Annotated in this window: 13 protein-coding genes; 6 read left to right on the top strand and 7 right to left on the bottom strand. The window is 72.0% G+C overall.

Translation table 11 applies throughout. The annotated features are described in order from the left end of the window. Positions 1-11: 11 nt before the first annotated feature. From F8R89_RS31260 to F8R89_RS31250, 3 genes are read right to left on the bottom strand one after another with little or no spacing between them, the layout of a single operon-like run. Complete coding sequence (locus tag F8R89_RS31260) at positions 12-1,160, bottom strand: acyl-CoA dehydrogenase family protein (RefSeq protein WP_151787105.1); 1,149 nt, start codon at positions 1,158-1,160, stop codon at positions 12-14. After that, positions 1,157-2,182, bottom strand: coding sequence for an LLM class F420-dependent oxidoreductase (locus F8R89_RS31255; protein ID WP_151787104.1), 1,026 nt, complete (start codon positions 2,180-2,182; stop codon positions 1,157-1,159). Before F8R89_RS31255 ends, F8R89_RS31260 begins: the two co-directional genes overlap by 4 nt. Continuing rightward, the gene (locus tag F8R89_RS31250; protein ID WP_151787103.1) at positions 2,182-3,336 is read right to left on the bottom strand and encodes a CaiB/BaiF CoA transferase family protein; all 1,155 of its coding nucleotides are present in this window, start codon (positions 3,334-3,336) and stop codon (positions 2,182-2,184) included. Before F8R89_RS31250 ends, F8R89_RS31255 begins: the two co-directional genes overlap by 1 nt. A 272-nt stretch (positions 3,337-3,608) precedes the next feature. On the opposite strand from F8R89_RS31250, the gene F8R89_RS31245 reads away from it, so the two are divergent. The 4 genes from F8R89_RS31245 (at position 3,609) to F8R89_RS31230 (ending at position 7,263) form a co-directional block, all read left to right on the top strand. Beyond that, positions 3,609-4,313: a TetR/AcrR family transcriptional regulator gene (locus tag F8R89_RS31245; RefSeq protein WP_151787102.1), complete on the top strand. Its 705-nt coding sequence runs from the start codon at positions 3,609-3,611 to the stop codon at positions 4,311-4,313. A gap of 74 nt (positions 4,314-4,387) precedes the next feature. After that, positions 4,388-4,870, top strand: a complete 483-nt coding sequence (locus tag F8R89_RS31240) for a DUF4334 domain-containing protein (RefSeq protein ID WP_151787101.1) — start codon at positions 4,388-4,390, stop codon at positions 4,868-4,870. Further along, positions 4,867-5,958, top strand: a complete 1,092-nt coding sequence (locus F8R89_RS31235; RefSeq protein ID WP_151787100.1) for an NAD(P)-dependent alcohol dehydrogenase — start codon at positions 4,867-4,869, stop codon at positions 5,956-5,958. Before F8R89_RS31240 ends, F8R89_RS31235 begins: the two co-directional genes overlap by 4 nt. A gap of 84 nt (positions 5,959-6,042) precedes the next feature. After that, positions 6,043-7,263 carry a TetR/AcrR family transcriptional regulator gene (locus F8R89_RS31230; RefSeq protein ID WP_151787099.1) on the top strand — a complete coding sequence of 407 codons (1,221 nt, stop codon included), beginning with the start codon at positions 6,043-6,045 and terminating at the stop codon, positions 7,261-7,263. A gap of 69 nt (positions 7,264-7,332) precedes the next feature. On the opposite strand, the gene F8R89_RS31225 is transcribed toward F8R89_RS31230, so the two are convergent. Next, positions 7,333-8,541 (bottom strand): oxygenase MpaB family protein, encoded by a 1,209-nt coding sequence (locus tag F8R89_RS31225; protein ID WP_151787098.1) that lies wholly within the window; start codon positions 8,539-8,541, stop codon positions 7,333-7,335. A gap of 274 nt (positions 8,542-8,815) precedes the next feature. Between F8R89_RS31225 and F8R89_RS31220 the strand changes: the two genes are divergently transcribed. Next, entirely contained in the window at positions 8,816-9,646 is an 831-nt protein-coding gene (locus F8R89_RS31220) for an SDR family NAD(P)-dependent oxidoreductase (RefSeq protein WP_151787097.1), read from the top strand. A gap of 16 nt (positions 9,647-9,662) precedes the next feature. Here F8R89_RS31220 and F8R89_RS31215 read toward each other — a convergent pair whose 3' ends face one another. Then, entirely contained in the window at positions 9,663-10,541 is an 879-nt protein-coding gene (locus F8R89_RS31215) for a hypothetical protein (protein WP_192806284.1), read from the bottom strand. Then, positions 10,538-10,870, bottom strand: a complete 333-nt coding sequence (locus F8R89_RS31210; RefSeq protein WP_151787096.1) for a deoxyxylulose-5-phosphate synthase — start codon at positions 10,868-10,870, stop codon at positions 10,538-10,540. The genes F8R89_RS31215 and F8R89_RS31210 overlap by 4 nt, the downstream gene beginning before the upstream one ends. A 446-nt stretch (positions 10,871-11,316) precedes the next feature. Between F8R89_RS31210 and F8R89_RS31205 the strand changes: the two genes are divergently transcribed. Then, positions 11,317-14,289, top strand: a complete 2,973-nt coding sequence (locus tag F8R89_RS31205; protein ID WP_151788360.1) for a carbohydrate binding domain-containing protein — start codon at positions 11,317-11,319, stop codon at positions 14,287-14,289. A 43-nt stretch (positions 14,290-14,332) separates the two neighbouring features. Here F8R89_RS31205 and F8R89_RS31200 read toward each other — a convergent pair whose 3' ends face one another. Further along, on the bottom strand, positions 14,333-18,256 hold the full coding sequence (locus tag F8R89_RS31200) for a glycoside hydrolase family 2 TIM barrel-domain containing protein (protein WP_151787095.1): 3,924 nt from the start codon (positions 18,254-18,256) through the stop codon (positions 14,333-14,335). Positions 18,257-18,290 lie beyond the last annotated feature (34 nt).

Raw genomic sequence — 18,290 nt, 5'->3', positions numbered from 1 at the left:
CGGACCAGGGGTCAGCGCAGGAATGAGCGGCCGATGATCTCCTTCATGATCTCGGTGGTGCCGCCGTAGATGGTCTGGATACGGCTGTCGAGGAACGCCCTGGCCACCCGGTACTCGCTCATGTAGCCGTAGCCGCCGTGGAGTTGCAGACAGCGGTCGACCACGCGCTTGTTCAGCTCGGTGGCCCACCACTTGGCCATCGAGGCGCGCACGGCGTCGAGTTCGCCGGCGCTGTGCTCGGCGACGCAGCGGTCCAGGAAGGCGCGGGTGACGGCGTTCTCGGTGGCCATCTCGGCGATCTCGAACCGGATGTGCTGGAGCCGGGCGAGCGGTCCGCCGAACGCCTCGCGTTCCTTCACGTAACGGGTGGTGATGTCCAGGAGGTCCTCGGCGGCGGCGAGGGCGCCGACCGCGATGGCCAGCCGCTCCTGGGCGAGGTTGCCCATGAGGGAGGCGAAGGCGCCGTTCTCCTCCCCCAGCAGGTTCTCCTTGGGGACGCGGACGTCCTGGAAGAACAGCTCGGCGGTGTCCTGGGCCTTCTGGCCGATCTTGTCGAGGTTGCGGCCCCGTTCGAAGCCCTCCATGCCGCGCTCCACGACCAGCAGCGACAGCCCGTGCGCGCCGCCCTCGGGGGTGGTGCGGGCGACCACGATCACCAGGTCGGCGAGGATGCCGTTGGAGATGAACGTCTTGGTGCCGTTGAGCACGTAGTGGTCGCCCTGGTCGGTGGCGGTGGCGCGGATGCCCTGCAGGTCGGAGCCGGCGCCGGGTTCGGTCATGGCGATGGCGGTGATGAGGTCGCCGGAGGTGAAACCGGGCAGCCAGCGGCGCTTCTGCTCGTCGTTCGCGAGCCGGGTGAGGTACGGGCCGACGATGTCGTTGTGCAGGCTGAGGGCGAGCCCGGAGGCGCCGGCACGGGCGAACTCCTCGATGAGGACGGCGCTGTAGCGGAAGTCGCCGGTCCCTCCCCCGCCGTACTCCTCGTCGACGGCCAGGCCGAGCAGGCCCTGGCGGCCGGCCGAGCGCCACACCTCGCGGTCGACGACCCCGTCCTTCTCCCAGCGTTCGTGGTGCGGGACGACCTCCTTGGCGAGGAAGGTGCGCACCGTCTCGCGGAAGGCCTCGTGGTCGGGGCCGTACAGGGAGCCTCCGGAGGTCACAGCCAGCTCCTCACGTGCTCGATCAGTCGGGCGGGGTCGGGGCCTACGGGGGTGACGTTGAGCATGGTCACGCCCGCCTCGCGGAACACCTCGACGCGGTCGCGGACGTAGCCCTCGGGTCCGGCCAGGCAGAGCTGCTCCAGCAGTTCGGCCGGTACGGCGGCCTCGGCGTCCTTCCTGCGTCCGGCGAGGTAGTGCTCCTGGACGGCGGAAGCGGCGGCCTCGTAGCCGTAGGAGCAGACGAGGTCGTAGTAGAAGTTGCGGCCGGGCGCGCCCATGCCGCCGACGTAGAGGGCGACCGTGGGGCGCATCAGGTCGCGTACGGCTTCGGCGTCGTCGCCGATGGCGAGCAGGCCGCCCGCGACGACGGTGAGGGGGCCGAGCGCGGGGTCGCGCCGAGCGGTGCCCTCGGCCAGGGACGGGCCCCACACCTTGGCGGCGTGCTCGGGGGCGTACAGGAACGGCAGCCAGCCGTCGGCGATCTCGGCGGCCGTGCGGACACCGGCCGGGCCGAGGGCGGCGAGGTAGACCGGAATGGCGTCGCGGACCGGGTGGTTCAGGAGTTTGAGGGGTTTGCCGAGGGTGCCGCCCTTCTCGGGCGGGACGGGCAGGTCGGTGATGCCGTGGTGCTCGATGACCTCGCGGCGCCAGATCCGCCGGGACAGCTCGATCACCTCGCGGGCGCGGCCCAGCGGACGGTCGTAGCGGCGGCCGTGCCAACCCTCGACGACCTGGGGTCCGGAGGCACCGACGCCGAGGACGGCGCGTCCGCCGGTGAGGGCGTCGAGTCCGGCCGCGGTCTGGGCGATGAGCGCGGGGGTGCGGGAGTAGACGTTGAGGATGGCCGAGCCGATCCGCATCCGTTCGGTCTTCGCGGCGAGGTAGCCCATCACGGTCGGGGAGTCGAAGCCGTACGCCTCGGCGACCCAGACGGCGTCGAGTCCGGCGGCCTCCAGGGTGGCGGCCCGGTCGGCGGCGGTGCGCGGGTCCTCCGCGTAGGCCAGGGGTGAGGACAGTTCCATCAGCTGTGGTCCTTCAGCAGGTCGGGCACGTCCCAGTCGCGGGCCACGTCGGAGGTGTGGGCGCCGGGGACGGCCGGGGGGAGCCTGAGGGTGCCGGGTGTGTGGGAGAAGCGAGGTGCGGGGGCGGGCTGGGTGACGCCGTGCGCGTCGGTGTAGGTGCCGCGCGCGGTGAGGTGCCGGTGCTCGGCGGCCTCGCGCAGGGAGAGCACGGGGGCGACGCAGGCGTCGGTGCCCTCGAAGACGGCCGTCCAGCGGGCGCGGCCGGCGGTCCGGAAGCGGGCGGCGAACTCGGCGCGCAGAGCGGGCCAGTTGCGCGGGTCGTCGCGGTCGGGCAGCGCGTCGGCGTCGAGGCCGAGCAGGGAGACGTACGTCCGGTAGAACTCCGGTTCCAGGGCGCCGACCGCCATCCAGCCACCGTCGGACGTCTCGTACACGCCGTAGTAGGGGCAGCCGCCGTCGAGCAGGTTGTGGCCGCGGGCGTCGCGCCAGGTGCCCTCGGCGAGCATGCCCCAGAAGAGGCTCGTCAGGTGCGCGGTGCCGTCCACGATGGCGCAGTCCACGACCTGACCGCGTCCGGTGGCGCGGGCGGTGACCAGCGCGGCGAGGACGCCGGTGGTCAGGTAGAGGGAGCCGCCCGCGTAGTCGCCGAGCAGGTTGGCGGGAAGGACGGGCGGTCCGTCCGGGGCTCCGATCATGGAGAGGGCGCCGGCGGTGGCGATGTAGCCGATGTCGTGCCCGGCGAGGGAGGCGAGCGGGCCGTCCTGCCCCCAGCCGGTCATCCGGCCGTACACCAGGGCGGGCCGGCCGGCCATGCAGTCCTCGGGGCCGACGCCGAGTCGTTCCGCGACGCCGGGCCGGTATCCCTCCAGCAGGATGTCGGCGCGCGCCGCCAACGCCCGTACGGCGGCCGGTCCTTCGGGCGACTTGAGGTCGACGACGACGGAGCGCTTGTTCCGGTTGGTCAGGTCGTGTGCGGGGTCGCCGCCGAGCGGGGTGCGGCCGGGGCGGTCCACGCGGACCACGTCGGCACCCAGGTCGGCGAGCAGCATCGCGGCGAACGGTCCGGGGCCGATCCCCGCCAACTCGACCACGCGCACACCGTCCAGCGGGCCCGTGACCGCGCGGCCGGGAGGGTCGGTGCAGTTCGAGCTCATGGGTTCCTCTCTCGGCGCACGGCGGACCCGCCGCCGACGATCGGGGACTTACTGAGCGTTCGCTAAAACGTAGGAGCGGCACGCCGGACGGTCAACTCCCCGTGCGCCACTTGTTTTTACGGATCGAGGCGAGGAAAGTGGGGCCCGTTCGACACCCGTACAGGGCTTGCATGCAAGGATTCACTGAACGATCGCTAAGCAACAGGAAGGGAGTGGGCCGTCCACCCAGCCGTACGATGTCGCCGATCGCCGTCCGCCCCGGAGGAGAGCCGTTGAACACCGCGCCCAGCCAGGAGACCACGCCACCGGCCGGACACTGGCGCTCCTACGCCCCGCTCGACCTGCACCCGATCCTGATGCACGCCATGCGGGCCTTCAACGAGCAGGGTTATCACGGCACTTCGGTGCGGGACATCGCCGGCCGGGTCGGCGTCACCGTGCCCGCGCTGTACTACCACTACGAGAACAAGCAGGCCCTGCTGGCGACCCTCCTGGAGACGTCCATCAAGGACGTCCTGGACCGCTGCCGGGCGGCGGCCGGGGAGGCCGGGGACGATCCGCTGGCCCGCTTCTGCGGCATGGTCGAGTCGATCGTGCTGTACATGGCCCACCGCCGCCAACTGGCCTTCCTGGACACGGAGATCCGCAGCCTGGAGCCGCAGAACCGGGCCCGGTACGTCGCCCTGCGCGACTACCTGGAGCACATGCTCCTGGACACGGTCGAGGAGGGCCGCGCCCAGGGCGCGTTCACCACACCCATCCCCGCCGACGCGGTGCGCTCGGTGCTGGTGATGTGCCAGGGCGTCGCCAACTGGTTCCGCGAGGACGGCCCGCTCACCGCGGAGGAGGTCGCCGAGCGGCACGTGCTGCTGAGCCTCGGCACCGTGGGGCACCCCGGCGCCGTCGCCGGCGACATCGCCCTGATCCGCCCGCGGACCCCCGCGGCCCGCGGAGCGGCGCCGCGCCCGGCCGGCTGACCGGCTGCGGCCTCCGCGTCCGGCACGGCCGACCGCACCCCACGCGTCAGCACCGACCGACGAGAGGACACCCCATGGACGTGCACGAGGCCCGCACCCTGTTCCGCCGGCTCCAGGAGCAGGACGGCACGGTCGACTCCGCCGAACTCGACGCCGTCTGGGCGGTGTTGCCCACCGTCCGCGCCGAGGACATCCTCGGTGAGTGGAAAGGCGGCGAGTTCGACACCGGCCACCCGCTCAACGGCATGCTGGAGAAGGCGGGTTGGTACGGCAAGACGTTCCACTCGCTGCACGACGCCAAGCCGCTGATGTGCCGGAACGAGGCGGGTGAGCTGTACTCGAACGTCGAGCTGGGGCAGGGCGAGGCGAGCCTGTGGACGGTGGAGTTCCGGGGCGAGTCGACGGCCACGATGGTGTACGACGGGCGGCCGGTGTTCGACCACTTCAAGTGGGTGGACGAGGCCACGCTGCTCGGCATCATGAACGGCAAGGACGTGCCGCCCGAGGGGCCGTACTACTACTTCTACCTGGAGCGTGCGCCCGAGGCCGGCGCGTGAGGCGGATCCGCGCGGCGGTCGTCGAGGCGCCGGGCGCCCCGTTCACCGTGCGGGATCTCGACCTGGGCGAGCCACGCCCGGACGAGGTGCTGGTGCGGATGACCGCGGCCGGGGTCTGCCACACCGACCTGGCCATGCGGGACATCTGGCCGCGCCGGCTCACCCCGACGGTCTTCGGCCATGAGGGCGCGGGGCGGGTCGAGGCGGTCGGCGCGGAGGTGCGGGGCGTGGCCCCCGGCGACCGGGTCTGCCTCACCTTCGCGAGCTGCGGGACGTGCGACCAGTGCGCGACGGGCCGTCCCGCGTACTGTCTCCACGCGCCGGCCCTGAACTTCTCTGGCGGGCGCGCCGACGGCACCAGCCCCCTCTCCCGCGACGGCACGCCCGTGTACGGCGCCTTCTTCGGCCAGTCCAGCTTCGCCACGTACGCCGTGGTGCGGGAGCGGGGTGTGGTCCCGGTGCCGGCGGATCTGCCGGACGAGGTCGCGGCGCCGCTCGGATGCAGCGGGCAGACGGGGGCGGGCACGGTACTGAACAGGCTGCGACCGGAGCGGGGCGCGTCCCTGGTCGTGATGGGGGCGGGTGGGGTCGGCCTGAGCGCGGTCATGGCGGCGGTGGCTGTGGGCTGCGACCCGGTGGTGGCGGTCGACCCCGTCCCAGCACGCCGCACCCTGGCCGTCGAGCTGGGCGCGAAGGCGGCGCTGCCTCCCGGGGACGGCCTGGTGGGGGCCCTGCGGGACCTCACGGGGGGCGGGGCGCACCATGTCGTGGAGACGACGGGACGTCCGGAGGTGGCCCGGCAGGCGGTGGCCGCGCTCTCCCCGCGCGGGGAGCTGGCCCTGCTGGGTCTGGGCGGCGAGGTGACGTTCGACGTGATGCCGTTGCTGGCCAAGGGGGTGCGGGTGCACGGGGTGATCGAGGGGGACTCCGATCCGGCCCGGTTCCTGCCGGAGCTGATCGGTCTGTGGCGCCGGGGCCGGTTCCCGGTGGAGAGGCTGGTCGCGGCGTTCCCGTTCGAGGAGATCGGCGCGGCGGTGGCGGCGATGGAGGACGGCAGTGCGGTGAAGCCGGTGCTCACCTTCGACTGACGCGCCGTCCCATGCCCCGTCCGCGCGGACGGCGGGAAACGGAGGGCCCCCGGCCGCCTGACCGGGTGTGATTGACTAATCGCCATGGCTCCCGCCTCCTCGTCCGCCCGTTCGACCGCGCCCGCGGAACCGGCTCCGGCCACGCGGCCCCGCAACCGCAGACAGCTGATCGTCGAGGCGGCCGGGCGGATCTTCAGCGAGCGCGGCTACCACACGGCCTCCATGGAGGAGGTCGCCGCGCAGGTGGGCATCTCGGCGGCCGCGCTGTACCGGCACTTCCCCAACAAGTACGCGCTGTTCGCGGAGTGCGCCGACGTCATGGTGGACGGGCTGGTCTCCGCGCTGGACGAGGTGCCGGCCGGGGCGAGTCTGACGGACGTCCTCACCGCGCTCACCCGGATCACCGTCTCCCATCGCGCGTCGGGCGGCGTGTATCGCTGGGAGGCGCGTTACCTCAACCGTGAGGACCGCAGGCGCCTGCGGGTGAAGTTCCAGCGCCTGGTCGACCGGGTCGACGAGGCGGTGCGGCGCGAGCATCCCTCGCCGTCCGACGAGCATGCCCTGCCGTCCGACGAGCGTCTACGGGCCGTGGCGGCCCTCGGTGCGATCGGGTCCATCACGATGCACCACACCTCCATCGCCCAACGCCGCGCCGAGGACCTGCTGGTGGCGTCGGCGCGGGGCGTGGCCGCGAGCGATCCGGCGGCGGGCCGGACGCGGGCGCGCCCCGTCGAACTGCCCGCCCGGCCGGTGCCGCGCACCCGGCGGGCGGAGATCCTCGCGGCGTCCGTCCCGCTGTTCGCCCGCAACGGGTTCGCCAGTGTCACCAACGGGCAGATCGCGGAGGCGGTGGGACTGACGCCGTCGGCGCTGTACCGCCACTACCCGGGCAAGATCGACATCCTGGCGGCGGCCTGTCTCCAGGCGGCGGCGCTGCTGTCGCAGGGCGTGGAGCGGAGCCTGGCCGGGGTGGCTGACCCTCGGGAGGCCGTCGTCGCGCTGGCGTCGACGTATGTGGCGTACGGCTTCGAGCACACCGAGCTCAACAGCGTCGCCGAGGCCGAGCTCGGCGGGCTGCCCGATCATCTGCGGCGGCCGGTGATGCTGGCGCAGCGCGAACACATCGCCGTCTGGGAGCAGCAGTTGCGGCTGGTCCGCCCGGAGCTGGACCCCCGGCAGACCAGGGTGCTGGTGCACGCGGGGTTCGGTGTGGTGGTCGAGGCGGGACGGGCCCTGCGGTGGCAGGACGGCGCCGCGAACCGTGAGGCCGTGACCGCGCTGATCCTGGGCGCGCTGGGCGTGTGAGCCCGACCGGTGTCCGCCCCTGGGCCCGGGTGGCCGCGGGGCGGACACACATGTGCTCGGCCCCTGTGCTCAGGACGGCCGGTTGCCGGTGGGGATGGTGATGGGCGTGGTGGTCCCCGAGGAGCCCTTGTTGAGGAACAGCATGGCCAGCGCGCGGATGAACTGGTCGAGCGTGTAGAACGCGCCGGGCATGACGGGCGACAGCCCCTCGCGGAAGAGGATGAACGCCGGCCACGCCGTACGGACCAGGACCGCGGCCGCGTAGTCGCGCTTGAGGCCCAGCCAGTCGCCGACCTGGTCGCTGAGGACGTAACGCACGAACTCGTTGAGGAAACCGCGGGTGACGCCGAGGTCGATCTGCGCGGTCAGGCCGAGCAGGTCCTCGGCCAGCTCGATGCCCTCCTTCGAGGGCGTGAGGATCGGGGTGAGCACCCGCGCCGACTGCGCGCGGGCCTCCGCCCACGTCTTGGGGATGTGCTCGTAGGGCACGCCGAGCAGGCTGATGGCGACCTGCCACATGTGCAGGAAGGCCTCCTGGTCGGCGGCCGGGTACGGGATCTTCCACTCGAGCAGCTTCTGGTGGACGTAGGTGCCGAGGCTGTGGAAGGTGACCAGGATGTCGGCGGCGCTGATCGGGATCGACTCGTCGGCGACCGCCTTCCAGTGCGGCGACTGCGGCAGCAGATGCCGTACGGCGGCGTGCACGACACGGGTCTTGTTGGCGGTGACGACGAACTGCCCCGTCGGCTTGAAGGCGCCGAGCTGGGACAGGTCGTAGCCGAAGGTGAACGTCTTGGCCGCGCGGTCCTGCATGTCGGCGCCGCCCGCGGACCAGTACACGCTCTTGGCCTCGCGCGGGATGACGGTGCTCATGATGCCGCTGCCGAGCCCGTACAGCATGAACAGGTACGTGTCCTTGCGCCGGTTGAAGTCGGCGGCACGGGCGAGTTTCGCGGGGTCGGCCCAGGAGGGCAGCCGGTTGACCTGCGCCAGGTAGGCCGCGAAGTCGGAGGGGACACCGGTGGGCAGCGGGTCGTTGTTGTCGACCCAGGACTCCCACGCCCGGTTGATCGCCGGCACATGTCCGTTGTCGATCATCCGGGCCATCAGCGGGTCCGCGAGCTCGTCCCAGATCCACTCGGGTCCGGTCCCCGCGGCGGCTCCCGCACCGGCGGCGGCCGAGCCGGGTGACGCCCACGCCTGCACGGGGTTGGCGACGCCGACGAGGCCCAGCGCGACACCGAGTGACAGGGCCCTTCTCCTGCTGAGGTTCTCCATTGACTTACCTGCTTCCCTGATGAGCCATACCGGTTCCGGGTGCCTGTGCAGACTTGCCAGTTGCGCGACAGATACGTGCCGAACCTCGTCGCACGGATGTGATTTTCGATTAACATAGCGAGGTGCGTCCCCCCGGGCAATGGTCATGACACGACGGTCGTCCGGGCAGCGCCCCGCCACGTTTCACCCACCGTCCGCCGGGTCACCCGGCGCTGGCGGGCGCCCCGTCCGGGAACCCCGTCGGCCCGCCCCCGACGACGGAGGGAGCACACGCATGACCTCGCACGACGCACCCGGCACGGCCCTCGTGACGGGGGCCTCGTCCGGCATCGGATGGGAGTACGCGACCCGGCTGGCCGGACGCGGCCGGAACCTGGTCCTGGTCGCCCGGCGGGCCGAGCGCCTGGAGGCCCTGGCGCGGGAACTGCGCGCCGACGGCGTGAACGGCGTCGAGTCGCTGGTGGCGGATCTCGCCGACCCGGACGACCTGGCCCGCGTCGCGGAACGGGTGTCCGGCGACGACGTGGACCTGCTGGTGAACAACGCCGGCATCAACGGCTACGGGCCGTTCGCCGAGGTCGACGCCGGCCTTCTCGGCAAGGTCCTGAGCGTGAACGTCGTGGCGCTGACGACGCTCACCCGTGCCGCGGTGCCGGGCATGCTGGCGCGCGGCCGGGGCGCCGTGATCAACGTGGCGTCCCTCCTGGCGTTCGCCGGCGACCTGCCGCCCGACCCGCTCCCCCGACGGGCGGTCTACGCGGGCTCCAAGGGCTACACGGTCACGTTCACCCGCACCCTCGCCGCGGAACTGGCCGGCACGCCGGTCCGCCTCCAGGTCGTCTGCCCCGGCCTCACAGCGACCGAGTTCCACCTGGGCGCCGGGGCCACCCCGGTGCCCGGCGAACGCCGCACCCACGACGAGGGCGGCATGCCGCCGGAGGACGTGGTGACGGCGTCGCTCGCCGCCCTGGAGACCGGCGAGGTCGTCTGCGTCCCCGGCCTGACGGACCCGGAGGCGGTGTCCCGCCTGGCCGCCACGGAACTGGAACTCCGCAGGGGGTCGGGCGGGCGGGTGGCGGAGCGTTATCGGCGCGGGGCCGCGTAGCTCGCGCCCCGGCCGGTCAGGTCCGCGGGACCGAGTCCTCCGCCGCGACCGCTCCCCAGGCAGGGAGCGTCTCACCTTTGCCCGCGCTGATCCGGGTCACCTCGCACCGCATCCTCCGGACAGCGGCGAAGAGCCGCCGCCCGACCCGCGGACCGTCCTCCGGGGGGAACGAGATCCGGATCTGGTGCGGGCGGGCCATGTCGTACGTGAGCAGCCAGTCCGTACCGACGGTGGCGAAGTGATCCTGGCCCGCGTCGCCCTGGTCCGATCGCCAGGTGCCCCGGTCCGCGGTCGGGGCCAGTGCGTCCCGCAGGATCGCCGAGCGCCGCTCATGGGCGAAGGGCCCCTCCGTGAGCCACAGGCATCGGTGAAGACGCGGCCGGAACGTGGTGAACCAGGGAGCCGGCCCCGGCTCCATGTCCGCGAGCAGACGGGAGCCCACACGTCCCCTGGCCCACGCCTCGATGAACGCGGCGGCGCCCATGGGATGCGTCTCGTACCGGCCGTCCCCGCTCCACACCACGACGGGCCAGCGGTCGGGGGTGCCGGAGGTGAGCCAGCAGAGCCGGTCGGTGTCGATCGTGCCGCCCCAGATCAGCAGTCCGCCCGGAGCGGGGTGGAGAGGGTACGGGTAGCGTCCCCGGTCCGCCTCCGCCCTGCCCGACGGCCTGCCGGTCTGCCACGCCAGGCCGTTGTGCCGGCTGGTGCCGAACGGGGTGTGGAGGCGGAGGTAGTCGCAGAACTCGCCCCAGCCGTAGGCCGCGACGAGGTGTTCGTAGTCGCCGGGCAGCGGCCGTCCGAGCGTGGCCTCCGCGGCCGGCCAGTCTCCCCGTGCGTCGACGGGTACCGCGGGTGGGGGCACGAAGCGGGTCAGGCTCGCGGCGGTCTCCGTCATGGCACGTCGTAGCGCACGAGCGCCCGGGCGAAGGGCACCCCTGCGCGGCGGGCGTACGTCAGCCGTTCGCGTACCTCCCTCAGCGTGCGCGGCCGGAACCCGGGTCCGCCGCAGCAGCTCTTGTGGAAGCGGACACCCGCGTTGAGCAGGACGCCGAGCACGCGCCATGCGTCGCGGTCCCGGCGCGGTGGCGCGGCGAAGGCCGATCCCGCGTGGATCAGCGGTCGCGCACAGCGCGGGCAGATCCGCCGGGGCCGGTCCTTGTCGTAGGGCTGCTTGTACGAGGCCCTGCAGGGGAGGCAGACGTAGGCGGTTTTGCCATGGGACATGCCGTCAGGGTAGGTGCCCCCACCGGACCCGCTCGACAGGTTTTCGGGACAGCCCGCAGCACGGCCCCCAACTCCCCTGCCCCTGGTGCAAGTTCTTTCATCCACCTTGCAACGGTGTTACGTTCTACGACACTTCCGGTCCGGCGGGCCGGAGGGGCGCGGCCTCCCCGCACCCTCACGCGCCCGGCCCGCCGGACCGGTTGCCATCGCGGTGACCTCGACGGCGGCAGCCCGCGTGCCGGATCCCTTTACGACTATGTCATGCACAGGTAATCTCCGAGCGCCTGCAAGACGTTTCTGAAGCTTTCAGGCGTCTTCTGGGCACGTAGGTACGGATGCATCGGGATCCCGAGGCGCGTCGGGTCTGCGGTGTGCGTCCACGAGGAGCCCTCCCGGCTCCCCTCACCCCACTGGAGACGCACATGAGACGACGTCACCGGCCCTGGATGCGCGGCTGGACCGCCGGGACCCTGTCGGCCGGACTCCTCGGCCTGGCCGCGGTCACCGGCCAGCCCTCCCCCGGCACCCATCCGGAGGCCACGGCCCTCGCGAACACGGCCGCCACCGCCAACTCCGCGACCGTCTATTACTCCACCAAGACCCGCGACTGGTCCACGACCTACCTCCACTACGCCCCCGACGGCGGTTCCTGGACGACCGTGCCCGGCACCCGGATGCAGGCCGCCTGTACGGACTGGGTGAAGCTGACCGTCGGTCTCGGGGCGGCCACCGGGCTGCAGGCCACCTTCAACGACGGCTCCGGCACCTGGGACAACAACTCCGGCCGGAACTACGCCCTCGGCACGGGGAACATCACCGTCAAGGACGGTGTGATCGCCCACTCCGACCCCTGCGCCGGCGGCGGCGGGGGGCCGGGTGACGGCAACCGGGCGACCGTCTACTACTCCACCCGCACCCTCGGCTGGACCACCGCCAACCTCCACTACCAGCCGGCCGGCGGTTCGTGGACGACCGTCCCCGGCGTCGGTATGCGGGCCGCGTGCACGGGCTGGTGGCGGAAGGACGTCGACCTCGGGACGGCCACCTCCATGAAGGCGGCGTTCAACAACGGCAACGGCGTCTGGGACAACAACGGCGGCGCCGACTACACCCTGCCCACCGGAGTCACCACGGTCGCCGAGAACAAGGTCACCCCGGACGCGGACGACCCCTGTGCCGACGAGGCGCCCGATACGCGGGCCCCGACCGCGCCCACCGGCGTGACCGCCCGTGCCGACGGCGTCTCCGTCGTCCTCACCTGGGAGCCGTCCACCGACGACACGGGTGTCACCGGGTACCAGGTCACCCGTACCGGCGGCACCCGGGGCGAGGTCGTGTCCGACGTCGGGTCCACCGTCTTCTCCGACACAGGGCTGGAGGAGAACACCGCCTACTCCTACACCGTCCGGGCCGTCGACGCCGCCGGCAACGTCTCCGCGGCCTCGGCCGCCGCGACGGCCACCACCGGCACCAAGCCCTCGACTCCCACGACCGGTAAGCCCCTCGGCACCGACCCGCGCAAGGACCCCATCTACTTCGTCCTCACCGCCCGCTTCAACGACGGCGACCCCGCCAACAACCGCGGCGGCAGCCAGCACGAGAAGTCCGGCAACGCGGCCAACGACGACCCGATGTTCCGCGGTGACTTCAAGGGACTGGTCGAGAAGCTCGACTACATCAAGGGGCTCGGCTTCTCCGCCGTCTGGATCACCCCGGTCGTCCTCAACCGCTCCGACTACGACTACCACGGGTACCACGGCTGGGACTTCTACAAGGTCGACCCGCGCCTGGAGTCCGCCGGGGCCTCGTACCAGGACCTCATCGACGCGGCGCACGCCAAGGGCATGAAGATCTACCAGGACGTCGTCTACAACCACTCTTCCCGCTGGGGCGCCAAGGGCCTCTTCACACCGACCGTGTACGGGGTGCGCGACGCGCAGTGGAGCTGGTACTACGACGCGAAGCAGGCCGGGTTCGAGTACGACGGGGTCACCGTCGAACCCAAGAGCGGCAAGTCGTACTACAACGGCGACCTGTGGTCGACCACCGAGCCGTCCGGCAACACCTGCCTCAACTGGGGCGTCCCCACGGGCGGCAAGAGCCCCGAGGGCTACACCCTCTACAACTGCCAGTGGCCCAGCCCCACCTCCGGCATGTTCCCCAAGGCGCTCTACCACCAGTGCTGGATCGGCAACTGGGAGGGCGAGGACTCCCGTTCCTGCTGGCTGCACGAGGACCTGGCCGACTTCAACACCGAGAACGCGCAGGTGCAGAACTACCTCATCGGCGCCTACGACAAGTACATCGACATGGGCGTCGACGGCTTCCGTGCGGACACCGCCGTCCACATCCCGCGCACCACCTGGAACCGCCGCTTCCTGCCCGCCATCCAGGAACGCGTCACCCAGCGGCACGGCGCCGAGGCCGCCCGCAATTTCTTCGTCTTCGGCGAGGTCGCCGCGTTCGTGAACGACAAGTGGAACCGCGGCTCGGTCAACCACTCCGCGCAGTTCTACACGTGGAAGGAGCGCAAGGAGTACAGCGCCGACGACGCGAAGGCCGCGCTGGAGATGTACGACTACGAACAGCAGCAGGGCACCGGCAACCAGCCGACGTCCACGAACGCGTTCCTGGACGGCAACAGCTACCACGCCCCCGACCACAGCCGCGCCTCCGGCATGAACGTCATCGACATGCGGATGCACATGAACTTCGGCGACGCGAGCAACGCCTTCCACAACGGAAAGGATTCGGACGACAGTTACAACGACGCCACGTACAACGTCGTCTACGTCGACAGCCACGACTACGGGCCCAACAAGAGCAGCGAGCGCTACACGGGCGGCACCGACGCCTGGGCCGAGAACATGTCCCTGATGTGGACCTTCCGGGGCATCCCCACCCTCTACTACGGCTCGGAGATCGAGTTCCAGAAGGGGAAGAAGATCGACTGCGGCCCCAGCTGCCCGCTGGCCACGACCGGCCGGGCGTACTACGGCGCCCACCTCGCCGGCACGGTGAAGGCCTCCGGCTTCTCGCAGGTCGAGTCCGCCTCCGGGGCCGTCGCCACCACGCTGCAACAGCCGCTGGTGAAGCACGTCCAGCGCCTCAATCAGATCCGCCGGGCCGTCCCAGCGCTCCAGACGGGCCAGTACTCCACCGCCGGCATCAGCGGTGACATGGCCTTCAAGCGCCGGTACACGGGCGGTGGCACGGACAGCTTCGCTCTGGTGACCGTCTCGGGCGGCGCCACGTTCACCGCCATCCCGAACGGCACCTACCGCGACGCGATCACCGGCGACACCCGCACGGTGACCACCGGCACCCTCACCGTGCCCGCCCCGGGCAAAGGCAATCTCCGCGTCTACGTCCTTGACGGCCCGGGCAAGATCGGAGTCGACGGGCCCTACCTGAAGTGAGCCGGGTGGCCGGCGGGGGTCTGCCGCCGGCCACACCGCTCCGTCACTCCAGCCCGGTCGGCCGACGGGACGCCCTCATCGCCTCCGACGCGTCCCGCAGCGGGCGCAGGCGGTACGTGTAGGAGTAGTCCCGGTCGGCGAACAGCTTGTACTCGTCGTGCGTGTGGGCGCCCCAGCTGTTGTCGCCGCCGACGCCCATCTGGTGGTGGGCGACGCGCAGGACGACCTCCTCGCGCGGGGTCAGCTGGTAGGCGTGACGGGCGCCGGTCGACAGGTCCTCGGGGGTGAAGTGCGAGGCGTTGACCTCGACGAGGGGTTCGCCGGTGACGAGGAGGCCCGGGCCGTGGCCGCCGGTGAGGGCGAACCAGCGGACGTCGGTCCGGTTGCCGTTCTCCTGCGGGCGCAGATAGGGGGTGCCCAGGCCGGAGACGGTGCCCGAGTGGAGGCCGACGTCGGTGGCGTGGTTGCGGTCCCAGTGGTTCTCCTCGGGGCCGCGGCCGTAGTAGCGCAGCTTCTCCAGCCGGGCCGGCAGGAGGAGAAGGGTGCCCACCTCCGGGATGTACGGGAGCGAGGCCGCGCCCGGGTGGAGGGTGTTGTCGACCTTGATCTCGCCGTTGCCGAAGACGGTGTACGTGGTCGTGTACGTCGAGGGGGTGGTCGTGGGCAGGGTGCCGGTCACCTTGATCTGCACCGCCCGGTCCCGCACCGTGCGCACGGCCACGTCCGTGACCTCGCGGCGGGCGCCCGCGTCGCGCCAGGTCTCGTTGCGGGTGTGCTGGCCGTTGCCCCGGTCGTTGTCGGTGGGGGCCCGCCAGAAGTTCGGGGCGGGGCCGGAGACGATCAGCGGGGCGCCGTCCGCCTCGTAGGAGGTGATGACCCCGGTCGACTTGTCGATGGTCACCGAGAAGCTCCGGCCCTTGACCGTGACGGCTTTCTCGCTGTCCGTGTGGCGCAGGGCGGGGACGCTCGCGAGCGGGGCCGGGGTCACCGCGGGAGCGTCCGCGTCGACGGGGATCTGCTTCCCAGCGACCTCGAAGCCCGGCTCGGCCCACTTCGTGCGTTCCCGGGTGGTGAACGACAGCCGTAGGAAGTGCTCCGTTCCTGGTGCCGGGTTTCGCGGTACGTCGAAGGGGACGGTGATCCGCTTGCCGGACAGCGGGGCCACGTCCAGCTGGGCCCGGCTGAGGCGGCCGTGCCGGACGACCTCGCCGTCGGCCAGCAGCTCCCACCGCCCGTCGAAGGCACGGAGGTTGGTGAACAGGTACTCGTTGGTGAGGGTGAGCGCGGCGCCGGGCGCGAGCGCCTCGCCGTCGGCGGGGGCGACGTCGATCGCCTGGTAGACCCGCTTGACCTCGGCGGACTTGCCGGTCAGCTGCCGGTCGGCGGTGACGATGCCGTCCCCGGAGAACGCCCCGTCGTTGGGGATGTCGCCCCAGTCGCCGCCGTACGCGTAGAACGTCCTGTCACGGGGCCGGCGTTGGGTGACGTGGACCGTGGCCGCGTCGAACCAGAACCGTACGCCAGCGTCGCCGCTCCCCCGCCCCTCGTCGGCCAGTTCGGCGGTGCTCAGGGCGCGGGCGTACACGCGGGCCCGGCGTACCGTGCCGCTGAACTCGCGGGTCGGGTTGTCGACGTCGGTGCACAGGGCCAGTGGCGCGGTGTTGTTCGCGGGGCGGCGGGTGGTCGTGCGGGTGGCGCGGACCTGTCCGTCGACGTACAGGGTGAGGGTGCCGGCGGTCGCGTCGAAGACGCCCGCGACGTGGTGTTCGCGGCCGGTCCAGTCGTCCGGCAGTCCCCAGTTCACCGCGGTCCACTGGCCGTCGGAGTACAGGAAGAACTCCAGGGCGCGGTCGCTCTGTTTGAGGGCGTACTGGGTGTCGCCCTTGGCGATGACCGGCTGGTGGCCGCCGGTGAGGCGGGGGGTGATCCAGGCCTCCAGGGTGAGGGAGCCGGTGAGGTCGAGGCCCTTGTCGCGGGCGAAGACCGTGCCGCCGGAGACGCCCTCGGCGCGGGTGAACGTGCCGGCGGGGGCGACGGTCTCGCCGCGCAGGGAGGCCGGGCCGGACTCGGTGAACAGCGTGCGCGCGGGGGTGGGCCACTCGAGGGCCTGGTCGGCGAAGTCCCAGATCCAGCCGCCCTGGAGGACGTCGTGGCGGCGGACGACGTCCCAGTACTTCTTGAAGTTGCCGTTGGAGTTGCCCATGGCGTGCGAGTACTCGATCATCACGTACGGCCGCCGGTCGGCGGTGTCCGCGGCGCGGGCCTCGACGCGTGCGGGGCTCTCGTACATCGCGGAGCGGATGTCGCTGACGCCGGGCCGGTCGTCGCCCTCGTACTGGATGACCCGGGTGGGGTCGTAGGAGCGGATCCAGTCGTGCATGGCGCGGAAGGTGCTGCCGCCGCCGGCCTCGTTGCCGAGCGACCAGATGACGACACTGGCGTGGTTCTTGTCGCGGTGGACCATGGCGCGGGCCCGGGCCACGCACGCCGTGGTCCACTCGGGCTGGTCCCCGGGGTAGCGGTCGCGGATGCCGTGGGTCTCCAGGTTGGTCTCGCCGACGAGGTACAGGCCGTACTCGTCGGCGAGTTCGAGCCATTGCGGGTTGTTGGGGTAGTGCGAGGTGCGGACGCTGTTGATGTTGAGGCGCTTGATGACCTCGATGTCCTTGACCATGTCGGCGCGGGTGAGGGCCGAGCCGTGGACCGGGTGCATCTCGTGGCGGTTGGTGCCGCGGAACGACACCGGCTTGCCGTTGACGCGCATCAGGCCGTCCTTGAGGGCGAACTCCCGTACGCCGACCCGATGGGAGAGGGTCTCCACCACCTGGCCCGACGGGTCGCGCAGGCGGAGCACGGCCGTGTAGAGGTACGGGTCCTCGGCGGACCACAGGCGCGGGCGGGGCACGGACTTCGCGGCCTCCACGGTCTTCTCGCCGCCGGCGTCGAGGGTGGCCGTCTGCCGCAGCGGCCGGGACCACACCGGGTGCCCGTCCGCGTCGTACAGCTGGGTCTCCACGGTGTACTCGCCGGCGCCCCGGCCGCCGTAGTCCCGGACGCTCGCGGTCACCGCCAGCTCGGCCGGCGTGTAGCCGTCGCTCAGCGGGGTCGTGAGGCGGAAGTCGCGCAGGTGCACGGGCGGGGTCGAGTACAGGTACACGGACCGGAAGATGCCGCTGAGGCGGATCATGTCCTGGTCCTCCAGCCAGTCGCCGTCGGAGTAGCGGTAGACCTCGACGGCGATCTGGTTGGTGCCCGGCCTCAGGTACGGGGTGATGTCGTACTCGGCGGGGTCGTAGGAGTCCTCGTGGTAGCCGGCGAGCTTGCCGTTGATCCACACGTAGTGGGCGGACTTGACGCCCTCGAAGTGCAGGAACGTCCGGCGTCCCGCCCAGTCGCGGGGGACGGTGAAGGTGCGCCGGTACTGGCCGACCGGGTTGTACCGGGTGGGGGCGGCGGGCGGCTGCGCGTCCTCGCCGAGGCCGTTGGGACCCCACCAGGGGTAGGTGATGTTGACGTAGATCGGCCGGTCGTGGCCGTGCAGTTGCCAGGCCGACGGGACGGGGATCGTGTCCCAGTCGTGGTCGTCGAGGTCGGTGCGGTGGAAGTCGGTGTCCCGGTCCTCGGGCCGGTCGGCGTACGCGAACTTCCAGGTGCCGTCGAGGCTCAGCCGGTACGGCGAACGGGTGCGGTCGGCGGCGAGGGCCTGCCGGACGTCGGCGTACGGCATGAGCGTGGTGTGCGGGGGCTCGGCGCCGACCTGGAAGAGGCCCATGGCGCCGTTCCACTCGGGCGGTCCGGCCTCCGCGCCGCTCGCGTCGGCCGCGTAGGCCGCGTAGGCCGCGCCGGACGTGCCGGACACGGCGAGCGCGCCGAGCAGGGCCGCGCCGCCCTCCAGGAGACGCCGGCGGCTGACCGGGACGCGGGGCAGGGGCGACGGGCCGGCGGGAGTGGGGGGAGTGATCGGCATCGACGGCGGCCTTCCTCTGGACGACGGTGCGGCG

The sequence above is a fragment of the Streptomyces sp. SS1-1 genome, from assembly GCF_008973465.1.
GTDB lineage: Bacteria > Actinomycetota > Actinomycetes > Streptomycetales > Streptomycetaceae > Streptomyces.
The sequence above is the reverse complement of the archived record's forward strand: the minus strand, read 5'-3'. Positions and strand labels throughout refer to the sequence as shown.